We start from the raw sequence: 23,105 nt of genomic DNA on the forward strand, positions 1-23,105 counted from the left end.
CCAGGCCCCTCTTGCGACTCGACTCCCTCCCTCGCACCCTGCGGCAGAAGGCCTCGCTGGCCTTCATCCTGGTCGTGCTGCTGGCCATCGGCAACGTGTCCATCGTCCAGTTCCTGCTGCGGGAAAGCGATGGTGTGGCCGCCACGCTGAACGTCGCGGGCAAGATGCGCATGCTCAGCCAGCGCATCGGCCTGGAAGCCCTGGTGGCCCACCAGCATCCTGACCTGCCGGATCCCGACCAGGCGGATCTGCCGTCCCTGTTCGAGGCGGCGCACGACACGCTGCGCCGCGGCGGCCACGCGTTCGGCCTGGACATCGCCCCCGTGCCGGAAGTGCTCGCGCCGCAGCTGAGCGCCGTCGGCCTGGCCTGGATGCGCTATCGCGTCGCCGTCGACGCGCTGGCCGGGGCGCCGGCCGGAGACCGGGACGCCGTGGCGGACCTGGCGCGGACCGGCGCGGATCTGCTGGCGCATACCGAGGCGCTCATGGACGGCCTGGTCGTCCAGGCCCGGACGGTCCAGCAGCGGACCCTCTACGGCGCCTATGCCCTGTTCGCGCTGGACCTCGTCCTGCTGGCCCTGGCCGGCTGGGTGGTCTTCCGCCGGATCCTGCGGCCCATCCGCGACCTGGTGAAACAGTGCCGGGCCCTGGCGGCGGGCGACTACGCCGCCCGCTCGGCGCTGCCGCCCGGCGACGAACTGGGCGAACTGGGCCGGGTGCTGAACGATTCCGCGGCGCACATCGAGCAGTTGCTGCGGGACATCGAAAGAGAGCACGCGGCGCTGGCCGAGGCCCAGGCCATGTTCAACGGCCTGTCGGACAACACGGTCGCGGGCATCTACATGGCCGACGAGAACCTGCGCTTCATCCATGCCAATGCCCGGATGGCGGAAATCCTGGGCTATCCCCAGGCCGAGCTGGCCGCGGGCCTTCCCTTCGGGCGCGTGTTCGTCGGGCCGGCCTACGAGGTGGCCCGCGCCCAGGCGCTGGAGTGGCTGTCGGGGCGCGCGGCCCGGACACGCTACGAGTGCGTGGCGCGGCGCCGCGACGGCGATCCGATCGAACTGGAAATCTTCGGCTCGCTGATGTCCCTGCACGGCCGGCCGGTCCTGATCGGCATCATGTTCGACATCACCGAACGCAAGCGCGCCGAGGCCTCGGCGCGGCGGGCCGCCCTGGTCTATGCCCACACCAGCGAGGCCATGGTGGTCACCGACGCCAATGGCGTCATCCAGGACATCAACCCGGCCTTCACGGCGGTGACCGGCTACGGTGCCGAGGACGTGATCGGGCGCACCATGGCCGTGCTCAGCTCCGGGCGCCACGACAAGGACTTCTACCGGGCGATGTGGGCCAGGCTGCGGGAGACCGGCCGCTGGAGCGGCGACATCCACAACCGGCGCAAATCGGGAGAGGAATACGTCGAGCGCCTGTCGATCAACACGTCCTACAACCAGGACGGCAGCGTCAATTGCCGCATCGGCCTGTTTTCCGACGTGACCGAGAAGCGCCGCCGCGAGGCGTCGATCTGGCACCAGGCGCACTACGACCACCTGACCCAGCTGCCCAACCGCCAGATGTTCCAGGAGAACCTGCGGCGCAGCATCGAGCATTCCAGGCAGGGCGGGCTGCCGTTCGCCCTAGCGTTCCTGGACCTGGACCTGTTCAAGGAGGTCAACGACACCCTGGGCCACGACGCGGGCGACCAACTGCTGCGCCTGGTGGCCCGACGGCTGGGCGAGTGCGTGCGCAGCTCGGACATGGTGGCGCGCCTGGGCGGCGATGAATTCACGCTCATCGTCCGGGACATCCGGAACCCGGACGACGTCCTTCCCTTGTGCGGCAAGGTGCTGGAATCCCTGGCCCAGCCCTACGCCTTGGGCGACAGCGTCGCGCGGATTTCCGCCAGCATGGGGGTGGCCTTCTATCCGCGCGACGGCGACAGCGCGAGCGAATTGCTGCGGGCCGCCGACCTGGCCATGTATGCCGCCAAGGAGCATGGCCGCAACCAGTGCCTGGTCTACGAGGCCGGGATGCGGGGCCCGGCCCACGTGCGCGCCGAGCCTCAGTCCGGATAGGCCGTTTCGCCGTGCTCCGCGGCGTCCAGGCCCTGGCGTTCATCGTCGGGCGCGGCCCGCAGTCCGATCAGGCGGTCCACCACCAGGGCGCAGATCGCGGCGCTGGCCGCCGCCCAGATCAGGCTGACCAGGACGGCCTCGGCTTGCAGCCAGACCTGGCGCAGCAGCGCACCCAGGCCCGCCGGTCCGGGGCCGCCGAGATCGGCCGAATAGAAGACGCCCGTCAGGATGGCGCCCACGATGCCGCCCACGGCATGGATGCCGAACACGTCGAAGGCGTCGTCGATGCCCAGCCGGCGCTTCAGGCCGCTCACGCCCCAGAGCGCGGCCCAGGAGGCCAGCGCGCCGATGGCGAGCGCCGCGCCCGGCGCGACCAGGCCGGCGGCCGGGGTGATGCCCACCAGCCCGGCGATGGCGCCGGAGGCCGCGCCCAGCAGCGAGGCCCGGCCCTTCAGGACCCGCTCCGCCAGCGCCCAGGCCAGCACGCCGCAGGCGGCGGCCAGCAAGGTGTTGGCCACGGCCAGGACGGCCTGTTCGTTGGCGGCCAGCGCCGATCCGCCGTTGAAGCCGAACCAGCCCACCCACAGCAGCGCGGCGCCGGTCAGGTTCAGCGGCAGGCTGTGGGGCAGCATGGCTTCCCGGCCGTATCCCAGCCGGGGGCCGACCCAGCGCGCGCCCACCAGGCCGGCCGCGCCCGCGCTGATGTGGACCACGGTGCCGCCGGCGAAGTCCAGGGCGCCGCGCAGGTGCAGCCAGCCGTCCCCGGCCCAGACCATGTGCGCGATCGGCATGTAGCCCAGCGTGAACCACAGGCCGGCGAAGGCCAGCGCCGCGCCGAAGCGGGTGCGCTCGGCCATGCTGCCGGTGATCAGTCCGCAGGTGATGGCGGCGAACGTCGCCTGGAACAGGGCGAACAGCAGTTCCGGGATCGTGCCGAGCAGGGGCAGGGGCGCGGCGTCCCCCGCGCGGTACAGGCCGGACAGCCCCAGGCGCGTCCACCCGCCCAGGCCGCCGAAGCCCTCGGTGAACACCAGAGAATAGCCGTAGGCGAACCACAGCACCGTGGCCAGCGCGCAGACGCCCAGCGTCTGGGTCATGACGGACAGCGCGTGGCGCTTGCGCGCCAGGCCGCCGTAGAACAGCGCCAGGCCCGGCACGCACATCAGCCAGACCAGCAGGGTCGAGGTCATGGTCCAGACCAGATCGCTCTTGTCCATGGGGAACTCCTTTTCCAGTAGGGGTCAGAGGGCGGCTTCGCCGGTCTCGCCGGTGCGGATGCGCACCACGTGCTCCAGGGGCGTGACGAAGATCTTGCCGTCGCCGATCTTGCCGGTGCGGGCCGCCTGGCACAGGCATTCCACCGTCATTTCCACCTGGGCATCCGGGACGGCGACCTGGATCTGCAGCTTGGGCAGGAAATCGACCTGGTATTCCGCCCCCCGGTAGAGCTCGGTGTGACCCTTCTGCCGGCCGAATCCCTTGGCTTCCGTGACCGTCATGCCCTGGATGCCGGCCGCTTCCAGCGCGGCATGGGCTTCCTCGAGTTTGAACGGCTTGATGAGTGCGGTGACGAGTTTCATGAATGCTCCTTTGCAGTGTGCTTGCACGGAGGATTCAAGCAAGAGGCGTGCCAACTGTGCCGCATGCCGGGGCGCACGGCGGCGGGGCGGGGGAGACGGTCCGGCGGCACCGGGTCGCACCGCGCCGGTGCGGACCCGCCCCGGAACGGTGCGGCGGCCGTGGGCGGCGCGCCCGAGGGGCGATCCGTCGAAGATCCGTTGAAGGCTCAAGCAGCGATCCGGCGGTCCGGCCCCTGGAGCCCCATGGTTTTGTGTCCAGTTGTTGACCGTGCGGCGAGCCCGGGCGGGTCGATCCGGACGGCTTCCTCCTGCGGGCGGGGCGGGTCAGGGGGCATGGCGGGGACCCTGGCCCGGACATCAGTCATTACATGTCAGGGTTTACCCGTGATCCAGGGTCGCTAGAATTGTAACCAAGCCGGTTGTAACAGACCGGTCTTCTAAGATGATCCGCATTTCACACAGCGGAATTTTGCATAGGGAAGATCATGAACATGACGCGTAAAACGCTGACCTTGGCCGCCATGGCCGCATCGCTGAGCCTGCTGGCCGCTTGCTCCAAGAGCGATGACGCCTCGGCGCCGCCTCCGGCGGCTCCCGCGCCTTCGACGGCGCCGACCCCGGCTCCCGTGCCTCCCGTCACGCCCGCCCCGCAAGAACAGCAGAGCGCCCCGGCCGACCAGCAGTCCATGCAGGACAAGATCAAGGAATCGGCCGAAGCCGCCAAGGACAAGGCCTCCGAAGTCGGCCAGGCCGTGTCCGACAAGGCCGGCGAACTGGCCGACAAGGCCGGCGATGCCGCCAACAACGCCCGTGAATCCGTGAAGGAAGGCGCCGCCAAGGCCGATGCCGCCATCCAGGGCGCCGTCGGCAACTCGAACGGCGGTTCCAAGTAAGGAACGCCGGCTCCCGCCGGGCGTCAGCCCGGCGGGGCGGGACAAATCCGTCCCGCGTGCCGCCCGCGATCCCCCCTCCGCCCCTATAGTGGAACGGGGAATGACGCGGGAGGAGCCGATGTCGCTTGCCGTTCTATCCAGCCGGGCCCTGTTCGGGCTGCGGGTCTGGCCTGTGCAGGTCGAGGTCCACGTGGGCAGCGGCCTGCCTTCTTTTTCCATCGTCGGATTGCCGGGCGCGGGCGTGCGCGAGAGCCGCGAGCGGGTGCGCTCGGCGCTGCTCAGCGGTGGTTTCGAGTTCCCGGCCGGGCGCATCACCGCCAACCTGGCGCCCGCCGACCTGCCCAAGGATTCCGGCCGTTTCGACCTGCCGATCGCGCTGGGCGTCCTGCTGGCTTCCGGGCAGGTTGCCGATGCCCGGGGGCAGGTGCCCGACGTGCGGCATTACGTGCTGGCGGGCGAGCTGTCCCTGACCGGCAGCATCGTGCCGGCGGATGCCGCGCTGGCCATCGCGCTTTCGGTCGCCCGCGCCGATCCGCGGGCCGTGCTGATCATGGCTCCGGCGGCGGCCGGGGTGGCCGCCCGGGTGCCGGGATTGCGGGTGCTGGCCGCTGGCGGGCTGGACGAGGTCGTGGCCCATTTCGCCGGCCGGGCGGAACTGCCCGCCGCCGTGCCAGCGTGCGATGGCCCGGAGGACGAGGACACGGCTCCGTGCCTGTCCGACGTCCGGGGACAGGCGGCGGCGCGGCGCGCCCTGGAACTGGCGGCAGCCGGCGGACACGGCCTGCTGCTGCGCGGCTGCCCGGGCGTGGGCAAGAGCATGCTGGCCCGGCGCCTGCCCGGCCTGCTGCCGCTCCTGAGCCCGGAGCAGGCTCTGGAAGTCGCCGCCGTGCATGGGCTGGCCCGGTCCCGGCCGTCCCTGTCCCGGGTGCCACCGTTCAGGGCGCCGCATCATGGGGCCTCCATGCCGGCGCTGGTGGGCGGGGGCGCCCGTCCCCGGCCCGGGGAAATCAGCCTGGCCCATCATGGCGTGCTGTTCCTGGACGAATTGCCGGAATTCGGCCGCCAGGCCCTCGAAGCCCTGCGCGAGCCCCTGGAAACCGGCTGCGTCACGGTCGCCCGGGCGGCCGGCAGCTGTTCCTTTCCCGCCCGTTTCCAGCTCGTGGCGGCCATGAATCCCTGTCCGTGCGGCTGGCACGGGCATCCCCATCCCCGGCGGGAATGCCGCTGTTCCCGGGGAACCGTCGCGCGCTACCGGGCACGGATCTCGGGGCCGCTGCTGGACCGGATCGACCTGCACGTCAGCCTGGGCGTGGAAGCCTCGTGGCTGGACGCGCCGCCGGGCGAGCCTTCGGCCCTGGTCCGGGAAAGGGTGCTGGCCGCGCGTCGCCTGCAACTGGCGCGCCAGGGCTGCCTGAACGCCGAACTGGACGGCGCGGCCCTGGACCGCCATGGCGATCCGGACGCCGAGGGCCGGGCGCTGCTGATGCGCGCCGCGGCGGCCTGGGGCTGGTCGGCGCGCGCCACGCGGCGGGCCCTGCGCGTGGCGCGGACCCTGGCCGACCTGGACGGCGACGACCGGATCGAGGCCGGGCACATGGCCCAGGCGATCCAGTACCGTCCCGATGAATGAACCTGGCGAATCGGAGCGGCTTGCGAGCCATGGCGTGGGCCGTGATCCATGGCAGGGCGGTAGAATGCCAGTTTTCCCTTTCCCCATCCCAGGAGGCCGCGATGATCGCCCCCAATCAATTGTTCGACGACTTCCAGAAGAACATGTCCGAGTTCCTGGCCAAGACCCCGGCCGCCGACATCGAGCGCAACATGAAGGCCTTCATGACCCAGGCTTTCTCCCGCATGGACCTGGTCACCCGGGAAGAATTCGACATCCAGGCCGACCTGCTGGCCCGCGCGCTGGAGCGCATCGAATCCCTGGAAGCCCGTGTCCAGGCGCTTGAGCAAGACGAAGAATAGACAAATCCGGGCAAATCACCCTATAATCAAGGGCTTTTCCCAATTCCCTTCGGGTTTGCTTCATCCCGGGGGATTTGTCTTTTGGTCCGGATGCGCCGCGGGTTTTGCGGGGATGCCGGGGCCGAAGGGCGGGGAAAGCGGGATTCGCGCATGCAGGTTGCGCATGCCGGGTCCGAACGATTGCGAATGCCAGGTCTGACAAGCGCCCGGATCCCGGGTCACCTGGGTTTGCCAAGCCAACAGAGTATCGTCATGCCCAAGATGAAGAGCAAAAAAGGCGCTTCCAAGCGCTTCAAGGTGCGCGGCAGTGGTTCCATCAAGCGCGGCCAGGCTTTCAAGCGTCACATCCTGACCAAGAAGACCACGAAGAACAAACGCCAGCTGCGCGGTTCGGCTGCCGTCCATGAAACGAACGTCGCCTCCGTGAAGGCGATGCTGCCTTTCGCCTGATCGGAGATTACACATGCCTCGCGTCAAACGCGGCGTCACCGCTCGTGCACGCCATAAAAAAGTCATCAAGGCCGCCAAGGGTTACCGCGGCCGCCGCGGCAACGTATTCCGGATCGCCAAGCAGGCGGTCATGCGCGCCGGCCAGTACGCCTACCGCGACCGCCGCAACAAGAAGCGCACCTTCCGCGCCCTGTGGATCACCCGCATCAACGCGGGCTGCCGCGAACTGGGCGTGACCTACAGCGTCTTCATCGCCGGCCTGAAGAAGGCCTCGATCGAACTCGACCGCAAGGTCCTCGCCGACATGGCCGTGCACGACAAGGCGGGCTTCGCCGCCGTCGTGGCCCAGGCGAAATCCGCGCTGGCCGCCTGACCGACACAGTTTCGTTTTCGATTCTGTATCATCGCAAACGGAGCTCCATCGGGCTCCGTTTGCGTTTTGGAATGCACCATGGACTCATCGCTCGACGAACTGATCGCCCAGGCCCGCGGCCGCTTCGCCCAGGCCCGGGACGCCGCCACGCTGGAAAATGAAAAAGCCGCCTTCCTCGGCAAGCAGGGGTCGCTGACCGCGCTGCTCAAGGGCCTCGCGGCCCTGCAGGGCGAGGAAAAGCGCACGCGCGGCGCGCAGATCAACCAGGCCAAGCAGCAGGTCGAGTCGCTGCTGAACGCGCGGCGGGCCGAACTGGCCCAGGCCGTGCTGGACCAGCGCCTGGCGGCCGAGACCATCGATGTCACCCTGCCGGGCCGGGGGCGCGGCGCGGGCGGCGTCCATCCGGTGATCCGCACCTGGCAGCGCGTCGAGGAAATCTTCCGCTCCATCGGCTTCGACGTGGCCGACGGTCCCGAGATCGAGAACGACTGGACCAACTTCACCGCCCTGAACAATCCGGAAAACCATCCGGCGCGCTCCATGCAGGACACGTTCTACGTGGACATGAAGGACGCGGGCGGGCTGCCGCTGGTGCTGCGCACCCACACCAGCCCCATGCAGGTGCGCTACGCGCGCATGAACAAGCCGCCCATCAAGGTCATCGCCCCGGGGCGTACCTACCGCGTCGACAGCGACGCCACCCATTCGCCCATGTTCCACCAGGTCGAAGGCCTGTGGATCGCCGAGGACATCTCCTTCGCCGACCTGAAGGGCGTCTACACGAATTTCCTGCGGGCCTTCTTCGAGACCGACGACCTGACCCTGCGCTTCCGGCCCTCGTTCTTCCCGTTCACCGAGCCCTCGGCCGAGATCGACATGATGTTCACCTCCGGCCCCAACCAGGGCCGCTGGCTGGAAATTTCCGGCTCGGGCCAGGTGCATCCCCAGGTCGTGCGCAATTTCGGGCTGGACCCGGAACGCTACATCGGCTTCGCCTTCGGCTCCGGACTCGAGCGCCTGACCATGCTGCGCTACGGCGTGGACGATCTGCGCCAGTTCTTCGAAGGCGACCTGCGCTTCCTGCGCCAGTTCAACGACTAGGCCCGCCAGGCCTTCCGCGACACGGAATCCGAATCATGCAATTTCCCGAATCATGGCTGCGCGCCTGGGCCGATCCCGACATCGACGGCCAGGAACTCGCCCATCGGCTGACCATGGCCGGCCTCGAAGTCGAGGACGCCGATCCCTACGCCCCGCCGTTCTCCGGCGTGGTGGTGGCGCGCATCGAATCGGCCGAGCCGCATCCGAATGCCGACAAGCTGCGCGTCTGCCGGGTCGACGACGGCTCGGGCGAGCCGCTGCAGATCGTCTGCGGCGCGCCCAACGCGGCGGCCGGACTGGTGGTGCCCCTGGCGCGCATCGGCGCCGAACTGCCGGGCGGCCTGCGCATCGGTCCCGTCAAGATGCGCGGCGTCGAATCGCGCGGCATGCTGTGCTCGGCGCGTGAACTGGGCCTGTCCCAGGATCACGCCGGCCTGCTCGAACTGCCCGACGGCCTGAAGCCGGGCCAGGACCTGCGCCAGGCGCTGGACCTGGACGACACGATCTATACCCTGAAGCTGACCCCCAACCGGGCCGACTGCCTGTCCATCCTGGGGGTGGCGCGCGAAGTCGCGGCGCTGACGGGCTGCGCGCTGCGCGCGCCGGAGACGCCCCGGGTGCCGGTGACCATCGACGACCGCCTGCCCGTGACCGTGCGGGCCCCGGACCTGTGCGGCCGTTTCGCCGGGCGCATCGTGCGCGGCGTGAACGCCCGCGCCGCCACGCCCGCGTGGATCAAGTCGCGCCTGGAGCGCGCCGGCCAGCGGCCGGTGTCGGCGCTGGTGGACATCTCCAACTACGTCATGCTGGAACTGGGGCGTCCCACCCACGTCTTCGACCTCAAGCGGATCGAGGGCGGCCTGACGGTGCGCTGGGCGCGCGACGGCGAGCGGCTGGAACTGCTCAACGACCAGACCGTCGAGCTGACGTCCGACGTGGGCGTCATCGAGGCCGGCGGGTCGCTGGAAAGCCTGGCCGGCATCATGGGCGGGCAGGCCTCGGCCGTGACCCTGGAGACGACCGACGTCTACCTGGAGGCCGCCTTCTGGTGGCCGGAGGCCATCATGGGCCGGCCGCGCCGCTACAAGCTCAATTCCGAGGCCGGCCACCGCTTCGAGCGCGGGGTGGATTTCGCCACCATTCCCGAACACCTGGACCTGATGACGGCCCTGATCCTGGAAGTCTGCGGCGGCCGGGCCGGCCCGCTGGACGACCTGGTCGTCAACCTGCCCGCGCGCGAACCGGTGCGCATGCGCCTGTCGCGCTGCGCCCGCGTGCTGGGCATTCCGTTGGACGCCGAGGCCGTCGGCGCCGTCTTCACGCGCCTGGGCTTCGCCTTCGAGCGGCAGGGCGACGATTTCATCGTCACGCCGCCGGCCGCGCGCTTCGACCTGGAAATCGAGGAAGACCTGATCGAGGAAGTCGCCCGCATCCACGGCTTCGACCGCATCCCCGACCGGCCCCCGGTGGCGCCGGCCGTCATGCGGGCGGCGCCCGAAACCCGGCACGGCCCGCACGCGCTGCGCGCCGCCCTGGCCGCGTGCGACTACCAGGAAGTCATCAACTTCTCCTTCGTCGAGGAAGCCTGGGAACGGGACTACTGCGGCAACGCCGACCCCATCCGGCTGCTCAATCCCATCGCCAGCCAGCTGGCGGTGATGCGCTCCAGCCTGATCGGCGGCCTGTTGGCCAACATCGCCCACAATGCCAAGCACCGCCAGACGCGCGTGCGGGTCTTCGAACTGGGCCGGGTGTTCGCCCGCGATCCCTCGGTGGCCGACGGCGGCCTTTCCGTGGCGGGCGTGGCCCAGCCCACCCGCCTGGCGGCCGCGGCCTGGGGGCCGGCCCTGGCGGAACAATGGGGCGAGCCGGTCCGCCCGGTGGACTTCTTCGACGTCAAGCGCGACCTCGAGACCCTGCTGGGCGCGCGCGCCGCCGGCCTGCGCTGCGAGGCCGCGAGCCATCCCGCGCTGCATCCGGGGCGCGGCGCGCGCCTGCTGCTCGACGGCCGCGCGATCGGCTGGCTGGGCGAGGTCCATCCGCGCTGGGCGCAGGCCCTGGATCTGCCGCACGCGCCCGTGGTCTTCGAACTCGACGCCGAGGCCGTATCCGAACGTATCTTCCCCCATCCGCGGGAGCAGTCCCGCCAGCCCGTGGTGGTGCGGGATCTGGCCGTCTGGGTGGACGCGGGCGTGCCGTGGCAGTCGCTGCTTGATACACTGCGACAGCGGATCGCGGCCGATGACGCCCTGTCCGTGGTCAAAGACATTAAACTGTTCGATATCTGGCGCGAAGCCGCGACCGCCCAGCAACGCAGCCTGGCGCTGCGCCTCTGGTTCCAGGGCCGCGACGCGACGCTGGAAGACCGCCAGGTCGAACATTGCGTGCAAAGCCTGCTCGACGCCCTGACCCAGGCGCATGGCGCACGCCTGCGCTCATAGGAGAAATCGCCGGTGAATACGGATCGGACGCTCACCAAAGCCCATCTGGCCGAACTGCTGTTCGAGCGCGTGGGCCTGAACAAGCGCGAAGCCAAGGACATCGTGGACACGTTCTTCTCCGAAGTCCGCGACGCCCTGGTGCAGGGCACCGAGGTCAAGCTGTCGGGCTTCGGCAGCTTCCAGGTGCGCAACAAGCCGCCGCGCCCGGGCCGCAATCCCAAGACCGGCGAAGTCATCCCGATCGCCGCGCGCCGGGTGGTCACGTTCCATGCCAGCCAGAAGCTCAAGGACGGCGTGGGCACCGACGGAGACGCCGCATGACGCCCGCCACGCCCGCGACCACGCTGCCGCCGATCCCCGCCAAGCGCTATTTCACCATCGGCGAAGTCTCCGAGCTGTGCGGCGTCAAGCCGCACATCCTGCGCTACTGGGAACAGGAATTCGTCCAGCTCAAGCCGGTCAAGCGGCGGGGCAACCGGCGCTACTACCAGCACCATGAAGTCCTGCTGGTGCGCCGCATCCGCGACCTGCTCTACGAGCAGGGCTTCACCATCGCCGGGGCGCGCAACCGCCTGGGCGACAGCGGCGACGCGCCGCACGACCAGGATGCCGCCGTGCGCCTGAGCGGCGCCGAATTGCAGGCCCTGCGCGCCGACCTGCAGGCCGCCCGGGACAGCCTGGCCCAGGCCCTGGAAGGCAGCCGCCGGTCCCACCAGGCGGCGGGACTGCTGGATCTCTGACCGAACCCGTTTCCTGCCCTGCAATGCGAAAACTCCGGCCCGTGGCCGGAGTTTTTCGTTCCGCGCCGCAAGGCCGGCTCAGCGGCTTCCCAGATGGACGGGATGCTGGACGACGGTCCCGGCGGGCGCCGGGCGCAGGCTGGCCCAGAGCGCCAGGGCCGCCAGGCACAGCACCACGGCGATTCCCAGCGCCATGGCCACGCGGCCGCGCCGCAGCCGTGTTCCTGGCCGGGCGCGGCGGCGCGGCGGCTCGCCGCCGGGCGCGGGACGCGGACCGGCCTCGGATATCCGGGCTTCGCCCATGACGGGCGGTTCTTCCATTTCCATCCCCAGACTCTGGCGGATGCGGTCCAGCACGGCGTCGGGCGGCGGCTGGACGGGCAGGGCGTCGACGATTCCCAGGAAATAGGCTTCCCATTTCAGGGCGCGCGCGGCGGCCGCGTCGTCATGGGCCAAGCGCGACTGGATGTCCGCCACGCGGTCGGGCATGTCCAGGCCCAGCACGTAGCGGGCGATTTCGTCGTCGGAGTAGGAAGAGTAAGAGGGTTTCATGCGCGCACGGCCTCGTCGATGTGCGCCAGGGCGGCGCCCAGGGAGGCCTCGATGTCGGGCTCGGACCGGTCCAGGCGGGCGGCGATGCGGGCCGGATCGCCGCCGTGCAGGTAGGCCTGCAGCAGGGCGTCGAGCTGCGGGGCGGGCAGGGTGGCCAGGGCGCCGGCGATCGTGCCGGCCGGCGCGTCGGGCGGCAGGGCGAGCCGGGGCAGGGGGGTGTCCTCGGCCGGGTGGCGGCCTTCGGCGCGCATCTGCCGCGCATGGGCCGCCGCCCGGTAGCGCAGGATGCTGTAGATCCAGGCGCGCGCGGTGCCGATGGCCGGGCTGTAGCCGGCCGCGTTGCGCCAGATCAGGACGAAGGTTTCGTGCAGCACCGCGTCGGCCGCGTCGGGATCGTCCAGCATGGCCATCGCCAGGGCGCGCATGGCGGGGGACTCGTGGCGGTACAGCGCCAGGAATGCGGCGCGGTCTCCCGCCGCGCAGGCGCTCAATTCCGCTTCGAAATCGAAAACTGAAACAGTCATACAATCTTTCCCGTTCACCGGGTCTCGGGACGCGCCGCGAAAGGGCGCATCCGCCGGGGATGGCACTATTGTATGCGTACCCGCCGACGCGCTCCCAGCCGTTCGCCGCCCGCCTGTTTTCCGGATGTTTCCATGCGCTTTTCCCATACCGGCGCCGCCCCCGCGCGGCGCGACGACTGGCTGACCCTGAAGACCCTGTGGCCGTACGTCTGGGCCTTTCGCGGCCGGGTGACGCTCGCCTTCGTCTGCCTGGTCGCGGCCAAGGTCGCCAACGTCGTCACGCCGGTCTGGCTCAAGGACATCGTCGATGCGCTGGGCGTGGCGCCCACGCTGCTGGCCGTGCCGCTGGCGGCCCTGCTGGGCTACGGGCTGTCGCGCCTGGCCACTTCGGTGTTCGGGGAACTGCGCGACGCCCTGTTCGCCCGCGTGACCCAGGGCGCCATCCAGCGGGTCGCCAGCCAGGTCTTCCGCCACCTGCTGGCGCTGTCGCTGCGTTTCCACATGGGCCGGCGCACCGGCGGACTCACGCGCGACATCGAGCGCGGCACCAAGGGCATCGGCTTCCTGCTCAATTTCATGGTCTTCAACATCGTGCCCACGCTGCTGGAGATCGCCATGGTCGCGGGCGTGCTGCTGTGGCGCTACGACTGGATCTTCGCCGCGCTGACCCTGGGCACCATCGCCGCCTACGTGCTCTTCACGCTGAAGGTCACGGAACGCCGCATGGCGTATCGCCGCACCATGAACACCCTGGACAGCCAGGCCAACGGCCGGGCGGTCGACGCCCTGCTGAACTACGAAACCGTCAAATACTTCGGCAACGAGGACTACGAGAGCCGCCGCTACGACGCCGACATGACGCGCTGGGTGGATTCGGCCGTGCGCAACCAGGTGTCGCTGAACCTGCTGAACATGGGCCAGGGCGTCATCATCACCCTGGGGATGACCGCGCTGCTGTGGCAATCGGCGCGCGGCGTGGTGCAGGGCCACATGACCGTGGGCGACGTGGTGCTGGTGTCGGCCTACCTGACCCAGTTGTACGCGCCGCTGAATTTCCTGGGCTTCGTCTACCGCGAGATCAAGCACGCGCTGGCCGACATGGAGCGCATGTTCGATCTGCTGGGCAACCGCCAGGAGGTGGCCGACCGCCCCGACGCCGTCGAACTGCGGGCGGGCCGGGCCAGCCTGGAATTCGAGGCCGTGGATTTCGCCTACCAGCCGGATCGCCCGATCCTGCACGGGGTCTGTTTCAGCGTGCCGGCGGGCGGCTCGCTGGCCGTGGTCGGGGCCTCCGGCGCCGGCAAATCGACCCTGTCGCGCCTGCTGTTCCGCTTCTACGATCCCACCGGGGGCCGCGTGCGGGTGAACGGCCGCGACATCCGCGACTACACCCAGGCCAGCCTGCGCGCCCACATCGGCATCGTGCCGCAGGACACGGTGCTGTTCAACGACACCATCGGCTACAACATCGCCTACGGCCGTCCGGACGCCACGCCGGATGACGTCGAGCAGGCGGCCCGGGCCGCCCACATCCACGACTTCATCGTGTCGCTGCCGCAGGGCTACGACACCCCGGTCGGCGAACGCGGGTTAAAATTGTCCGGCGGCGAGAAGCAGCGCGTCGCGATCGCCCGCGCGCTGCTCAAGTCCCCCCCGATCCTGGTCTTCGACGAAGCGACCAGCGCCCTGGACACGCGCACCGAGCGCGCCATCCAGTCGCAGCTGGAACGCATCGCCCGGGGGCGCACCACGCTCATCATCGCGCACCGCCTGTCGACCATCGTCCATGCCGACCACATCCTGGTGATGGAATCCGGCCGGGTGGCGGAGCAGGGCACCCACGCGGAACTCCTCGCGCTGGACGGACGCTACGCCCGCATGTGGCGTCTGCAACAATCCGAGCCCGAACGGGATACTAGGGTTTGACCTATATCGTACCAAAGAGGTACTATTTGGTTTTCAACGCCCGTCCCTGGAACCCCCGATGCTGCGGATCAGCAAGATCGTCGATTACGGAATCCTCGTGCTCACGCACATGGCCTCCCGTCCGACGCACGTCTGCAGCGCGGCCGAACTGGCGGGCGACCTGGGCCTGGGCCAGCCCGTCGTCAGCAAGGTCCTGAAACTGCTCGCCCAGCACGGCCTGGTCGCCAGCACCCGCGGCGCCCACGGCGGCTACCGCCTGGGGCGCGACGCCGACAGGATCAGCGTGGCCGAGATCATCGACGCCCTCGAAGAACAGCCCTTCGGCCTGACCGAATGCACGGCGCTGCCGGGCGCCTGCAGCGTCGAAGGCGCCTGCCACATCCGTTCCCACTGGCAGCGCATCAACCGCATCGTGCGCCGCACGCTGGAATCCGTCACCGTCGCCGACATGCTCGACGGCGAGGGCGCCGGCGCGCCCGCCGCGCCCGCGTCCGCCGTCCTGGTCCCCGCGCCCGAGGCCGGCGCGCGCCGGGCCATCCCGAACATCACGAACTGGAGTCTGTCCAAATGAGTACCGTCAACGACAAGCTCGATTCCTTTCTCGACCGCGACTACGAGGCCGGCTTCGTCACGCAGATCGAATCCGAGACCTTCCCCAAGGGGCTCGACGAGGATGTGATTCGCCGCCTGTCCGCCATCAAGCGCGAGCCCGAATTCATGCTCGAATGGCGCCTGAAGGCCTATCGCGAATGGCTCAAGATGGCCCTGCCCAAGTGGGCCAAGGTCCATTATCCGGACCCCGACTTCCAGGACATCAGCTATTACTCGGCGCCCAAGTCCAAGAAGGACGGCCCCAAGAGCCTGGACGAGGTCGATCCCGAACTGCTGCGCACCTATGAAAAGCTGGGCGTGCCGCTGCACGAGCGCGCCAAGCTGGCCGGGGTGGCCGTGGACGCGGTGTTCGACTCGGTGTCCGTGGCGACCACCTTCCGCAAGCAGCTGGCCGACGTCGGCATCATCTTCTGTTCGTTCTCCGAAGCCGTGCGCTCGCATCCGGAACTGGTGCAGAAGTACATGGGCTCGGTCGTGCCGCCCGGCGACAATTTCTACGCGGCGCTGAACTCGGCGGTGTTCTCCGACGGCTCCTTCGTCTACATCCCCAAGGGCGTGAAGTGCCCGATGGAGCTGTCCACCTATTTCCGCATCAACAACGCCGACACCGGCCAGTTCGAGCGCACCCTGATCATCGCCGACGAGGGCGCGAGCGTCAGCTACCTGGAAGGCTGTACGGCGCCCATGCGCGACGAGAACCAGCTGCACGCCGCCGTGGTGGAGCTGATCGCGCTCGACGACGCCAAGATCAAGTATTCCACGGTGCAGAACTGGTACCCCGGCGACGAGAACGGCGTGGGCGGCATCTACAATTTCGTCACCAAGCGCGGGGACTGTCGCGGGCCGCGCTCGCGGATCTCCTGGACCCAGGTCGAGACCGGCTCGGCCATCACCTGGAAATACCCCAGCGTGATCCTGCGCGGCGACGACTCCACCGGCGAATTCTATTCCGTGGCGCTGTCCAACCACCACCAGCAGGCCGACACCGGCACCAAGATGATCCACATGGGGCGCAACACGCGCAGCACCATCATCTCCAAGGGCATCTCCGCCGGCCACGGCAGCAACACCTTCCGCAGCCTGGTGCGCATGACCCCCAAGGCCGAGAACGCGCGCAACTACACGCAGTGCGACTCGCTGCTGATCGGCAGCAAGTGCGCCGCGCACACCTTCCCCACCATGGAAGTCCAGCATCCCAGCGCCAACGTCGAGCACGAGGCCACCGCCTCGCGCATCGCCGAGGACCAGCTGTTCTATGCCATGCAGCGCGGCCTGTCGGCCGAGGACGCGGTATCGATGATCGTCAACGGCTTCTGCAAGGAAGTCTTCAAGGAATTGCCCATGGAGTTCGCCGTCGAAGCACAGAACCTGCTCGGCGTGAGCCTGGAAGGCAGCGTAGGTTAAGGAGCCCTCTCATGCTGAAAATCGACAATCTGCACGCCTCGATCGAGGACAAGGAAATCCTCAAGGGCCTGAGCCTGGAGGTCAAGCCGGGCGAGGTCCACGCCATCATGGGTCCCAACGGGGCCGGCAAGAGCACGCTGTCCCAGGTGCTGACCGGCCGCGAGGCCTACAAGGTCACCGCCGGCACCGTCGAGTTCGAGGGCCGCGACCTGCTGGAACTGAGCGTCGAGGAACGCGCCCGCGCCGGCATCTTCCTGGCCTTCCAGTATCCGATCGAGATCCCGGGCGTCTCCAACGCCTACTTCATGCGCGCCGCCGTCAACGCCATGCGCCGCGAGCGCGGCCTGCCCGAACTGGACGCCATGGACTTCGTCAAGAAGGCCAAGGCCGAGATGAAGCTCGTGGGCATGCGCGACGAATTCCTGTACCGCTCGGTCAACGAAGGCTTTTCCGGCGGCGAGAAGAAGCGCAACGAAGTCCTGCAGATGGCGCTGCTGGAACCCAAGCTGGCCATCCTGGACGAAACCGACTCGGGCCTGGACATCGACGCCCTGAAGACGGTGGCCGACGGCGTCAACCGCCTGCGCTCGCCCGAGCGCTCCATGATCGTCATCACGCACTACCAGCGCCTGCTGGACTACATCGTGCCCGATTACGTGCACGTGCTGGCCCAGGGCCGGATCGTGCGCTCGGGCGGCCGCGAGCTGGCCCTGGAACTGGAAGAAAAGGGCTACGGCTGGATCGAGGGCGCCGCGCCCGCCGCCAAGCCCGCCGCCCGGGGGGCCGCGGCATGAGCGGACAGCATCAAGCCAGTCCGGCGGGTGCCGGCCTGCAAGCCTGGGCCGACGCGTTCGGCCGGCGCGCCGGGAGCCTGCCCGGCGCCGGGGTGCCCTGGCTGGCGGACGTCCGCCGCCGGGCCCTGGACCGCTTCATGAGCGAAGGCTGGCCCACGCCCCGCATCGAAGCCTGGCGCCACACCTCGCTCGCGCCCCTGGCCGCCGCCACGTTCGACGACGGCGACGCCCTGCCGGTCGCCGAACAGGTCGCCGCGCTGAAGGCCGCCGAGCCGGGCCATTGGCTGGTGTTCGTCGACGGCGCCTTCGACGCCGCCCTGTCCGACGTCGGCGCGCTGCCGGCCGGCGCCACCGTCCTGCCCCTGTCGCAGGCCTGGGTCGATCACGCCGAAGCCATTCGCGCCGCCTATGGCGACGCGGCCGACGGCCACAGCACCAGCGCCCTGAACCTGGCCCTGGCCAGCGACGGCGCCTGGATCCGGCTGGGACGCGGCGTTGCGGTCGAACAGGCCATCCACCTGGTCTGCGCGGCGGCCTCGCCGCGCGCGGCGCACTTCCTGCGCCACCTGGTCCAGGCCGAGGCCGGCTCCCAGGCCACGGTGGTCGAGCACTACGTGGGCGCCCCGGGCGCGGCCAATTTCCGCCACGCGGCCACGCGCCTGCGGCTGGACCAGGACGCGCGCATCACCCACCTGAAGCTGCAGCAGGAATCCGAACAGGCCTGGCACCTGGGCGAGATCGACGCCACCCAGGGGCGCGGCTCGACCTTCGCCTCGCACTCGGTGTCCCTGGGCGCGCGGCTGGCGCGCCACGACATCGCCACGCATTTCGTCGACGAGCGCTGCGAGACCCTGCTGAACGGCCTGTATTACGTCGACCAGCGCCGCCACGTCGATCACCACACCCTGATCGGCCACGAAAAACCGCGCTGCGTCAGCCACGAATCCTATCGCGGCATCATGGCCGACGCCTCGCACGGCGTCTTCAGCGGCCGCATCCTGGTGGCGCCCGGCGCCGACGGCACCGACGCCATCCAGCGCAACGACAGCCTGCTGCTGTCGCGCCTGGCCAAGTCCGACGCCCGGCCCGAACTGGAGATCTACGCCGACGACGTCAAGTGCGCCCATGGCGCCACCGTCGGCCGGATCGACGAGGACAGCCTGTTCTACCTGCGTTCGCGCGGCCTGGACGAGGCCCACGCGCGCGACATCCTGATCTACGCCTTCGCCGCCGCCAGCGTCGCCCGCATCGGCTCCGATCCGCTGCGCCGTCGGGTGGAACGCGCCGTGCGCGCCCTGCTGCCGGGCGGCGCCGCCCTGGAGGAAGCCGCATGAACGCCCCGCTCACCACGCAGCAAAGCGCCCGGCTGGCCGCGGACTCCGCCGGGGAAGGACCCCTGGCGTCGCCCTGGGCGGACGATTTCCCGATCCTGGCGCGCCCCGTGCGCAAGCGGCGCCTGGCCTACCTGGACAACGGCGCCACGACGCAGAAGCCGCGCGCCGTCATCCAGGCGATGGAGGCGTTCTACGAACAGTCCAACGCCAACATCCACCGCGGCGTGCACTGGCTGTCCCAGCATGCCACCGACCTGTACGAGCAGGCGCGGGACCGGGTGCGCGTATTGCTGAACGCGCCGGATAGCCAGGACATCGTCTTCACGCGCGGCACCACGGAATCCATCAACCTGGTGGCTCAGACCTGGGGCCAGTCGCTGCGCCCCGGCGACGAAATCCTGGTCACGGGCATGGAGCACCACTCCAACATCGTGCCCTGGCAACTGCTGTGCGCGCGCACCGGCGCCGTGCTGCGCCACGCGCGCATCACCGACAGCGGCGAGCTGGACCTGGACGACTTCCGCGCCCAGCTGAACCCGCGCACGCGCCTGGTGGGGTTCGCCCACGTGTCCAACGCCCTGGGCACGGTCAACCCGGTGGCCGAACTGGTGGGTCTGGCGCACGAGGCCGGCGCCCTGGCGCTGATCGACGGCGCCCAGGCCGTGGCCCACGCCCCGGTGGACGTGCAGGCCCTGGATTGCGACTTCTACGCTTTTTCCGGCCACAAGCTCTATGGCCCCACCGGCATCGGCGCGCTGTACGTGCGCGGCTCCATCATGGCCGGCCTGCCGCCCTGGCAGGGCGGCGGCGACATGATCCGCACGGTCAGCTTCGAGGGCAGCACCTGGGCGACCGGCCCGCAGCGCTTCGAGGCGGGCACGCCGAACATCGGCGGCTCGATCGTGATGGGCGCCGCCATCGACTACGTCCTGTCCATCGGGCTGGACCGCATCGCCGCCCACGAGGCCGCGCTGCTGGCCGAGGCCACCGGGCGCATGCTGGAACTGCCGGGCGTGCGCCTGGTCGGCACGGCCGGCCACAAGGCCGGCATCCTGTCGTTCCTGGTGGACGGCATCCATCCGCACGACCTGGGCACGATCCTGGACACCGAAGGCGTGGCCATCCGCGCCGGCCATCATTGCGCCATGCCCCTGATGTCGCGCTTCGGCATCCCCGGCACGGCGCGCGCGTCCTTCGCCCTGTACAACGACGGGCGCGACATCGACGCCCTGGTGGCGGGCGTGCGCAAGGCGCAGAAACTGTTTGGAGTGGCATAGGCATGAGGGACAACGACGACGGCCTGCGCGACCTCTACCAGGAAGTCATCTTCGATCACAACCGCAAGCCGCGCAATTTCCATGCGATGGACGACGCATCGCACCGCGCCGACGGACACAACCCGCTGTGCGGCGACCAGTTGACGGTCTACGCCAAGGTCAGCGACGGCATCGTCCAGGACGTCAGCTTCGTCGGCCACGGCTGCGCCATTTCCACGGCATCCGCCTCGCTGATGACCGAGGCCGTGCGCGGCCAGCCGGTCGAGCAGGTCGAGGCGCTGTTTCGCAACATCCACGCCATGCTGACCGAGGCCCACCCGGACTGCGACCTGGGCAAGCTCGAGGTCCTGTCGGGCGTGCGCGAATTCCCGTCGCGGGTGAAGTGCGCCACGCTGGCCTGGCATACCCTGCACAACGCCATCACCCGGGCGGGCGACACGGCCGTCACTGAATAACGCGATGAACCAAAGGTAACATCATGAGCTTCAATCGTCAGGAAGTGATCGTCAACCGGGATTGCCCGGCGGTCACCGTCCCCTACGGCTCCCCCGTCACCATCGAGGCCGGCTGCGAGGCCGTCATCACCCAGCAGCTGGGCGGCACCTACACCGTCATGGTCGAGGGCAACCTCTATCGCATCGAGGGTAAGGACGGCGACGCCCTGGGCTTCGAGCCGACCGAGGAGGTCAAGCACGTCCACCAGGGACCCGCCACCGCCGAATCGGTGGAGGAAGCCGCCTGGGCCATGCTGTCCACCTGCTACGATCCCGAAATCCCCGTGGACATCGTCAACCTGGGACTGGTGTACGAATGCAAGGTCGTACCCGCCAGCGTCCCGGACCGTTTCCGCATCGAAATCAAGATGACCCTGACGGCGGCCGGCTGCGGCATGGGCACCATGATCGCCGACGAGGCCCGCAACAAGCTGCTCAACATCGAGGGCGTGGACGAGGCCACGGTCGACCTGGTCTGGGATCCCCCCTGGAGCCGCGAGATGATCAGCGAACCCGCGCGCCTACAGCTCGGCCTGCTGTAAAGGGGCGCTTCCGGGTCCGGCGGTTTCCCGGCGCCTTGCCGGGGTTCTTGATTTTTCGCAGCGCGGCGGCGCACGGATTCATTTCCGTGTCATGAATCGCAGTTAAAGTATGCGCACTTCATCTTGCCGCGCACGTCATGTCTTCGCTTTCGGATCCCGAAGTGTGTGAACCGCCGATATTCGACGCGGCTCGTCGCGCAAGACCGGACGACGCGACCGCGCTGCTGCTCCGGGGAGAGCTGGGCGCCGTCTTCCAGCCCATCCTGCGGATGCGGGAAGGCGCGCTCCTGGGGTACGAAGGGCTCATCCGGGGACCGCAGGGCAGTCCGCTGCGCGCGCCGGACCGCCTGTTCGAGGCGGCGCGCGCCCGCGGCCTGGGCCTCCAGGTCGAACACCGCTGCTGCCGCGTGGTGATCCGGCGCTTCGCGGCGCTGGGCCTGCCGGGCCGCCTGTTCCTGAACGTCAGTCCGATGGCCCTGCCGCACGCGGCCGACGGCGCGCTCGACCTGATCGCGCTGCTGGCCGAATCCGGCCTGGATCCCGCCCGCCTGGTGATCGAGATCACCGAGCAGCACCAGGGCGAGTTCCGGACGGACCTGACCCCGGCCGTCATCCGGCTGCGCGCCCGGGGTGTCCAGTTCGCCATCGACGACCTGGGGTCGGGGTTTTCCAACCTGGGGCGCTGGCTGGACCTGCGCCCCGAATTCATCAAGACCGACAAGGTCTTCACGGCCGGCATCCAGGACGATCTGCTGCGCCAGCAGGTCCTGCGCTCGGTGTGCGACATCGCCACCGTGGCCGGGGCGGTCGTCGTCGCCGAAGGCGTCGAGTCCCTGGACGAACTGGCCTGCGTGGCCGATCTGGGCGTGGCCTGCGCCCAAGGCTATTACATCGAACGTCCCACGGCCGAGCCCGCCCGCACGCGCTGGTCCGACCTGACCGCCCGCCTCGCGGAACGCCGGATCGCCGACTCGCGCGGCGGCATGGAATCCGAGCCGTCCCACGACGGGACGGAAGGCCGGGCGCTGCAGCTCCTGCGCCGCGTGCCGTGCGTGTCGTCCGCCATGCCCAACGAAGCCGTGTTCGACCTGTTCCGCCGCCAGCCGGAACTGCATACCGTCCCCGTGGTGGACGAGGACATGCCGGTCGGCGTGCTGACCCGGGCCAGCCTGATCGAACGTTTCTCGCTGCCGTTCCAGCGCGAGCTGTACGGCCCCAAGCCCTGCCGCCTGTTCATGGACGCCGCGCCGCTGATCGTCGACATGCACACGCCGCTGATGACGCTCAGCCGCTGGCTGGCCGAGGCCGAGGGCCATGGCCTGGTCAACGATTTCATCATCACGGGACGGGGGCGGTACCTGGGCATCGGCGCCAGCCAGGACCTGCTGCAGGCGCTCAATCGCCTGCAGCTGCGCGCCGCGCAGCACGCCAACCCCCTGACGCAGTTGCCGGGCAACGTACCCATCGACCGGCGGATCCAGCGTTTCCTGTCGGACGGCCTGCCGTTCGTGGTCTGCCATGCCGACCTGGACCATTTCAAGCCCTTCAACGACGTGTTCGGCTACCGCTGCGGCGATGATGCGATCCAGCTGCTGGGCCGGGTCCTGTCGGCGCACGCCGACGCCGGCCGGGACTTCCTGGGCCACATCGGCGGCGACGACTTCATCCTGCTGTTCCGCAGCCCCGACTGGCAGGCGCGGTGCGAATCCATGCTGGATGATTTTTCCCGGGGCATGGCCCGGCTGCTGGACGGAATGGGGCGGTCGGCGGCCGCGGGCTACGAGGCCGAAGACCGCCAGGGCCAGCGCCGGCGCTACGACCCGCCGACCCTGTCGCTGGGCGCCGTGCGGGTCGAGCCCGGCGCCTACCAGTCGCGCCACCAGATCGCCCAGGCGGCCAGCGAGGCCAAGGCCCAGGCCAAGAAGCTCGCCGGGCCTTGCCTGTACGTCGAGCGCCGCCAGCCCCGGCCGCTGTCCGCATCGTAAGCGGCGTGAGGACCCCCAGGCCGGGGCCGCGCGT

General features: G+C 69.6%; 23 protein-coding genes. 19 read left to right on the forward strand and 4 right to left on the reverse strand.

Translation table 11 applies throughout. The features are described 5' to 3' along the window. Positions 1 to 11 precede the first annotated feature (11 nt). Positions 12 to 2,078 carry a diguanylate cyclase domain-containing protein gene (locus ACFO27_RS13550; protein WP_376817798.1) on the forward strand — a complete coding sequence of 689 codons (2,067 nt, stop codon included), beginning with the start codon at positions 12 to 14 and terminating at the stop codon, positions 2,076 to 2,078. Here ACFO27_RS13550 and ACFO27_RS13555 read toward each other — a convergent pair. Together ACFO27_RS13555 and ACFO27_RS13560 are read right to left on the reverse strand one after the other, a co-directional pair. Continuing rightward, on the reverse strand, positions 2,066 to 3,295 hold the full coding sequence (locus ACFO27_RS13555) for an ammonium transporter (RefSeq protein ID WP_376817799.1): 1,230 nt from the start codon (positions 3,293 to 3,295) through the stop codon (positions 2,066 to 2,068). The genes ACFO27_RS13550 and ACFO27_RS13555 overlap by 13 nt on opposite strands. Positions 3,296 to 3,319: 24 nt before the next feature. Next, positions 3,320 to 3,658, reverse strand: a complete 339-nt coding sequence (locus ACFO27_RS13560; protein ID WP_376817800.1) for a P-II family nitrogen regulator — start codon at positions 3,656 to 3,658, stop codon at positions 3,320 to 3,322. A gap of 491 nt (positions 3,659 to 4,149) precedes the next feature. Between ACFO27_RS13560 and ACFO27_RS13565 the strand changes: the two genes are divergently transcribed. The 9 genes from ACFO27_RS13565 to ACFO27_RS13605 all read left to right on the forward strand — a co-directional run bounded on the left by ACFO27_RS13565 (position 4,150) and on the right by ACFO27_RS13605 (position 11,627). After that, positions 4,150 to 4,551 (forward strand): hypothetical protein, encoded by a 402-nt coding sequence (locus ACFO27_RS13565; protein WP_323024817.1) that lies wholly within the window; start codon positions 4,150 to 4,152, stop codon positions 4,549 to 4,551. A 118-nt stretch (positions 4,552 to 4,669) separates the two neighbouring features. Next, positions 4,670 to 6,181: a YifB family Mg chelatase-like AAA ATPase gene (locus ACFO27_RS13570; RefSeq protein WP_376817801.1), complete on the forward strand. Its 1,512-nt coding sequence runs from the start codon at positions 4,670 to 4,672 to the stop codon at positions 6,179 to 6,181. Between the two features lie 101 nt (positions 6,182 to 6,282). Next, positions 6,283 to 6,522, forward strand: a complete 240-nt coding sequence (locus tag ACFO27_RS13575; RefSeq protein WP_323024815.1) for an accessory factor UbiK family protein — start codon at positions 6,283 to 6,285, stop codon at positions 6,520 to 6,522. Positions 6,523 to 6,774: 252 nt separating this feature from the next. Beyond that, a complete protein-coding gene (rpmI, locus tag ACFO27_RS13580; protein WP_043682165.1) occupies positions 6,775 to 6,972 on the forward strand; it encodes a 50S ribosomal protein L35 in 198 nt (65 codons plus the stop codon). Positions 6,973 to 6,985: 13 nt separating this feature from the next. Next, positions 6,986 to 7,345, forward strand: a complete 360-nt coding sequence (rplT, locus tag ACFO27_RS13585; RefSeq protein ID WP_043682169.1) for a 50S ribosomal protein L20 — start codon at positions 6,986 to 6,988, stop codon at positions 7,343 to 7,345. 78 nt (positions 7,346 to 7,423) lie between these two features. Next, positions 7,424 to 8,446: a phenylalanine--tRNA ligase subunit alpha gene (gene pheS / locus ACFO27_RS13590; RefSeq protein WP_323024814.1), complete on the forward strand. Its 1,023-nt coding sequence runs from the start codon at positions 7,424 to 7,426 to the stop codon at positions 8,444 to 8,446. A gap of 35 nt (positions 8,447 to 8,481) precedes the next feature. Next, a complete protein-coding gene (pheT, locus tag ACFO27_RS13595) occupies positions 8,482 to 10,887 on the forward strand; it encodes a phenylalanine--tRNA ligase subunit beta (RefSeq protein WP_376817802.1) in 2,406 nt (801 codons plus the stop codon). Positions 10,888 to 10,899: 12 nt separating this feature from the next. Continuing rightward, positions 10,900 to 11,208, forward strand: coding sequence for an integration host factor subunit alpha (locus tag ACFO27_RS13600; protein ID WP_323024812.1), 309 nt, complete (start codon positions 10,900 to 10,902; stop codon positions 11,206 to 11,208). Then, on the forward strand, positions 11,205 to 11,627 hold the full coding sequence (locus tag ACFO27_RS13605) for a MerR family transcriptional regulator (RefSeq protein WP_376817803.1): 423 nt from the start codon (positions 11,205 to 11,207) through the stop codon (positions 11,625 to 11,627). Before ACFO27_RS13600 ends, ACFO27_RS13605 begins: the two co-directional genes overlap by 4 nt. A gap of 78 nt (positions 11,628 to 11,705) precedes the next feature. Here ACFO27_RS13605 and ACFO27_RS13610 read toward each other — a convergent pair whose 3' ends face one another. Both ACFO27_RS13610 and ACFO27_RS13615 read right to left on the reverse strand, forming a co-directional pair. Next, positions 11,706 to 12,179 carry a hypothetical protein gene (locus ACFO27_RS13610; RefSeq protein WP_376817804.1) on the reverse strand — a complete coding sequence of 158 codons (474 nt, stop codon included), beginning with the start codon at positions 12,177 to 12,179 and terminating at the stop codon, positions 11,706 to 11,708. Next, complete coding sequence (locus ACFO27_RS13615) at positions 12,176 to 12,703, reverse strand: RNA polymerase sigma factor (protein ID WP_376817805.1); 528 nt, start codon at positions 12,701 to 12,703, stop codon at positions 12,176 to 12,178. Before ACFO27_RS13615 ends, ACFO27_RS13610 begins: the two co-directional genes overlap by 4 nt. A gap of 132 nt (positions 12,704 to 12,835) precedes the next feature. Between ACFO27_RS13615 and ACFO27_RS13620 the strand changes: the two genes are divergently transcribed. The 9 genes from ACFO27_RS13620 (at position 12,836) to ACFO27_RS13660 (ending at position 23,071) form a co-directional block, all read left to right on the forward strand. Then, positions 12,836 to 14,629, forward strand: coding sequence for an ABCB family ABC transporter ATP-binding protein/permease (locus tag ACFO27_RS13620; protein WP_376817806.1), 1,794 nt, complete (start codon positions 12,836 to 12,838; stop codon positions 14,627 to 14,629). Positions 14,630 to 14,687: 58 nt separating this feature from the next. Continuing rightward, complete coding sequence (locus tag ACFO27_RS13625; RefSeq protein WP_376817807.1) at positions 14,688 to 15,200, forward strand: SUF system Fe-S cluster assembly regulator; 513 nt, start codon at positions 14,688 to 14,690, stop codon at positions 15,198 to 15,200. Next, positions 15,197 to 16,645 carry a Fe-S cluster assembly protein SufB gene (sufB, locus tag ACFO27_RS13630; RefSeq protein ID WP_376817808.1) on the forward strand — a complete coding sequence of 483 codons (1,449 nt, stop codon included), beginning with the start codon at positions 15,197 to 15,199 and terminating at the stop codon, positions 16,643 to 16,645. Before ACFO27_RS13625 ends, sufB begins: the two co-directional genes overlap by 4 nt. A gap of 11 nt (positions 16,646 to 16,656) precedes the next feature. Beyond that, the gene (sufC, locus tag ACFO27_RS13635; protein ID WP_323024805.1) at positions 16,657 to 17,439 is read left to right on the forward strand and encodes a Fe-S cluster assembly ATPase SufC; all 783 of its coding nucleotides are present in this window, start codon (positions 16,657 to 16,659) and stop codon (positions 17,437 to 17,439) included. Next, positions 17,436 to 18,773 carry a Fe-S cluster assembly protein SufD gene (sufD, locus tag ACFO27_RS13640; protein ID WP_376817809.1) on the forward strand — a complete coding sequence of 446 codons (1,338 nt, stop codon included), beginning with the start codon at positions 17,436 to 17,438 and terminating at the stop codon, positions 18,771 to 18,773. The genes sufC and sufD overlap by 4 nt, the downstream gene beginning before the upstream one ends. Next, positions 18,770 to 20,050 (forward strand): cysteine desulfurase, encoded by a 1,281-nt coding sequence (locus ACFO27_RS13645; RefSeq protein WP_376817810.1) that lies wholly within the window; start codon positions 18,770 to 18,772, stop codon positions 20,048 to 20,050. Before sufD ends, ACFO27_RS13645 begins: the two co-directional genes overlap by 4 nt. Positions 20,051 to 20,052: 2 nt before the next feature. After that, positions 20,053 to 20,505, forward strand: coding sequence for a Fe-S cluster assembly sulfur transfer protein SufU (gene sufU / locus ACFO27_RS13650; RefSeq protein ID WP_376817811.1), 453 nt, complete (start codon positions 20,053 to 20,055; stop codon positions 20,503 to 20,505). Positions 20,506 to 20,528: 23 nt separating this feature from the next. Further along, a complete protein-coding gene (sufT, locus tag ACFO27_RS13655; protein ID WP_323024801.1) occupies positions 20,529 to 21,086 on the forward strand; it encodes a putative Fe-S cluster assembly protein SufT in 558 nt (185 codons plus the stop codon). 161 nt (positions 21,087 to 21,247) lie between these two features. Next, positions 21,248 to 23,071, forward strand: a complete 1,824-nt coding sequence (locus ACFO27_RS13660) for a GGDEF domain-containing protein (RefSeq protein WP_376817812.1) — start codon at positions 21,248 to 21,250, stop codon at positions 23,069 to 23,071. Positions 23,072 to 23,105 lie beyond the last annotated feature (34 nt).

This window comes from Castellaniella denitrificans, assembly GCF_042653765.1.
GTDB lineage: Bacteria > Pseudomonadota > Gammaproteobacteria > Burkholderiales > Burkholderiaceae_B > Castellaniella > Castellaniella denitrificans.

Excerpts from the sequence above, each read along its gene's own strand:
- sufD (WP_376817809.1), top strand. The coding sequence starts at position 17,436 with ATGAGCGGACAGCATCAAGCCAGTCCGGCGGGTGCCGGCCTGCAAGCC.
- sufT (WP_323024801.1), top strand. The coding sequence starts at position 20,529 with ATGAGCTTCAATCGTCAGGAAGTGATCGTCAACCGGGATTGCCCGGCG.
- rpmI (WP_043682165.1), top strand. The coding sequence starts at position 6,775 with ATGCCCAAGATGAAGAGCAAAAAAGGCGCTTCCAAGCGCTTCAAGGTG.
- pheS (WP_323024814.1), top strand. The coding sequence starts at position 7,424 with ATGGACTCATCGCTCGACGAACTGATCGCCCAGGCCCGCGGCCGCTTC.
- ACFO27_RS13560 (WP_376817800.1), bottom strand. The coding sequence starts at position 3,658 with ATGAAACTCGTCACCGCACTCATCAAGCCGTTCAAACTCGAGGAAGCC.
- ACFO27_RS13555 (WP_376817799.1), bottom strand. The coding sequence starts at position 3,295 with ATGGACAAGAGCGATCTGGTCTGGACCATGACCTCGACCCTGCTGGTC.
- sufC (WP_323024805.1), top strand. The coding sequence starts at position 16,657 with ATGCTGAAAATCGACAATCTGCACGCCTCGATCGAGGACAAGGAAATC.
- ACFO27_RS13620 (WP_376817806.1), top strand. The coding sequence starts at position 12,836 with ATGCGCTTTTCCCATACCGGCGCCGCCCCCGCGCGGCGCGACGACTGG.
- ACFO27_RS13625 (WP_376817807.1), top strand. The coding sequence starts at position 14,688 with ATGCTGCGGATCAGCAAGATCGTCGATTACGGAATCCTCGTGCTCACG.
- rplT (WP_043682169.1), top strand. The coding sequence starts at position 6,986 with ATGCCTCGCGTCAAACGCGGCGTCACCGCTCGTGCACGCCATAAAAAA.
- pheT (WP_376817802.1), top strand. The coding sequence starts at position 8,482 with ATGCAATTTCCCGAATCATGGCTGCGCGCCTGGGCCGATCCCGACATC.
- ACFO27_RS13615 (WP_376817805.1), bottom strand. The coding sequence starts at position 12,703 with ATGACTGTTTCAGTTTTCGATTTCGAAGCGGAATTGAGCGCCTGCGCG.
- ACFO27_RS13610 (WP_376817804.1), bottom strand. The coding sequence starts at position 12,179 with ATGAAACCCTCTTACTCTTCCTACTCCGACGACGAAATCGCCCGCTAC.
- ACFO27_RS13605 (WP_376817803.1), top strand. The coding sequence starts at position 11,205 with ATGACGCCCGCCACGCCCGCGACCACGCTGCCGCCGATCCCCGCCAAG.
- sufU (WP_376817811.1), top strand. The coding sequence starts at position 20,053 with ATGAGGGACAACGACGACGGCCTGCGCGACCTCTACCAGGAAGTCATC.
- ACFO27_RS13570 (WP_376817801.1), top strand. The coding sequence starts at position 4,670 with ATGTCGCTTGCCGTTCTATCCAGCCGGGCCCTGTTCGGGCTGCGGGTC.
- ACFO27_RS13645 (WP_376817810.1), top strand. The coding sequence starts at position 18,770 with ATGAACGCCCCGCTCACCACGCAGCAAAGCGCCCGGCTGGCCGCGGAC.
- ACFO27_RS13565 (WP_323024817.1), top strand. The coding sequence starts at position 4,150 with ATGACGCGTAAAACGCTGACCTTGGCCGCCATGGCCGCATCGCTGAGC.
- sufB (WP_376817808.1), top strand. The coding sequence starts at position 15,197 with ATGAGTACCGTCAACGACAAGCTCGATTCCTTTCTCGACCGCGACTAC.
- ACFO27_RS13575 (WP_323024815.1), top strand. The coding sequence starts at position 6,283 with ATGATCGCCCCCAATCAATTGTTCGACGACTTCCAGAAGAACATGTCC.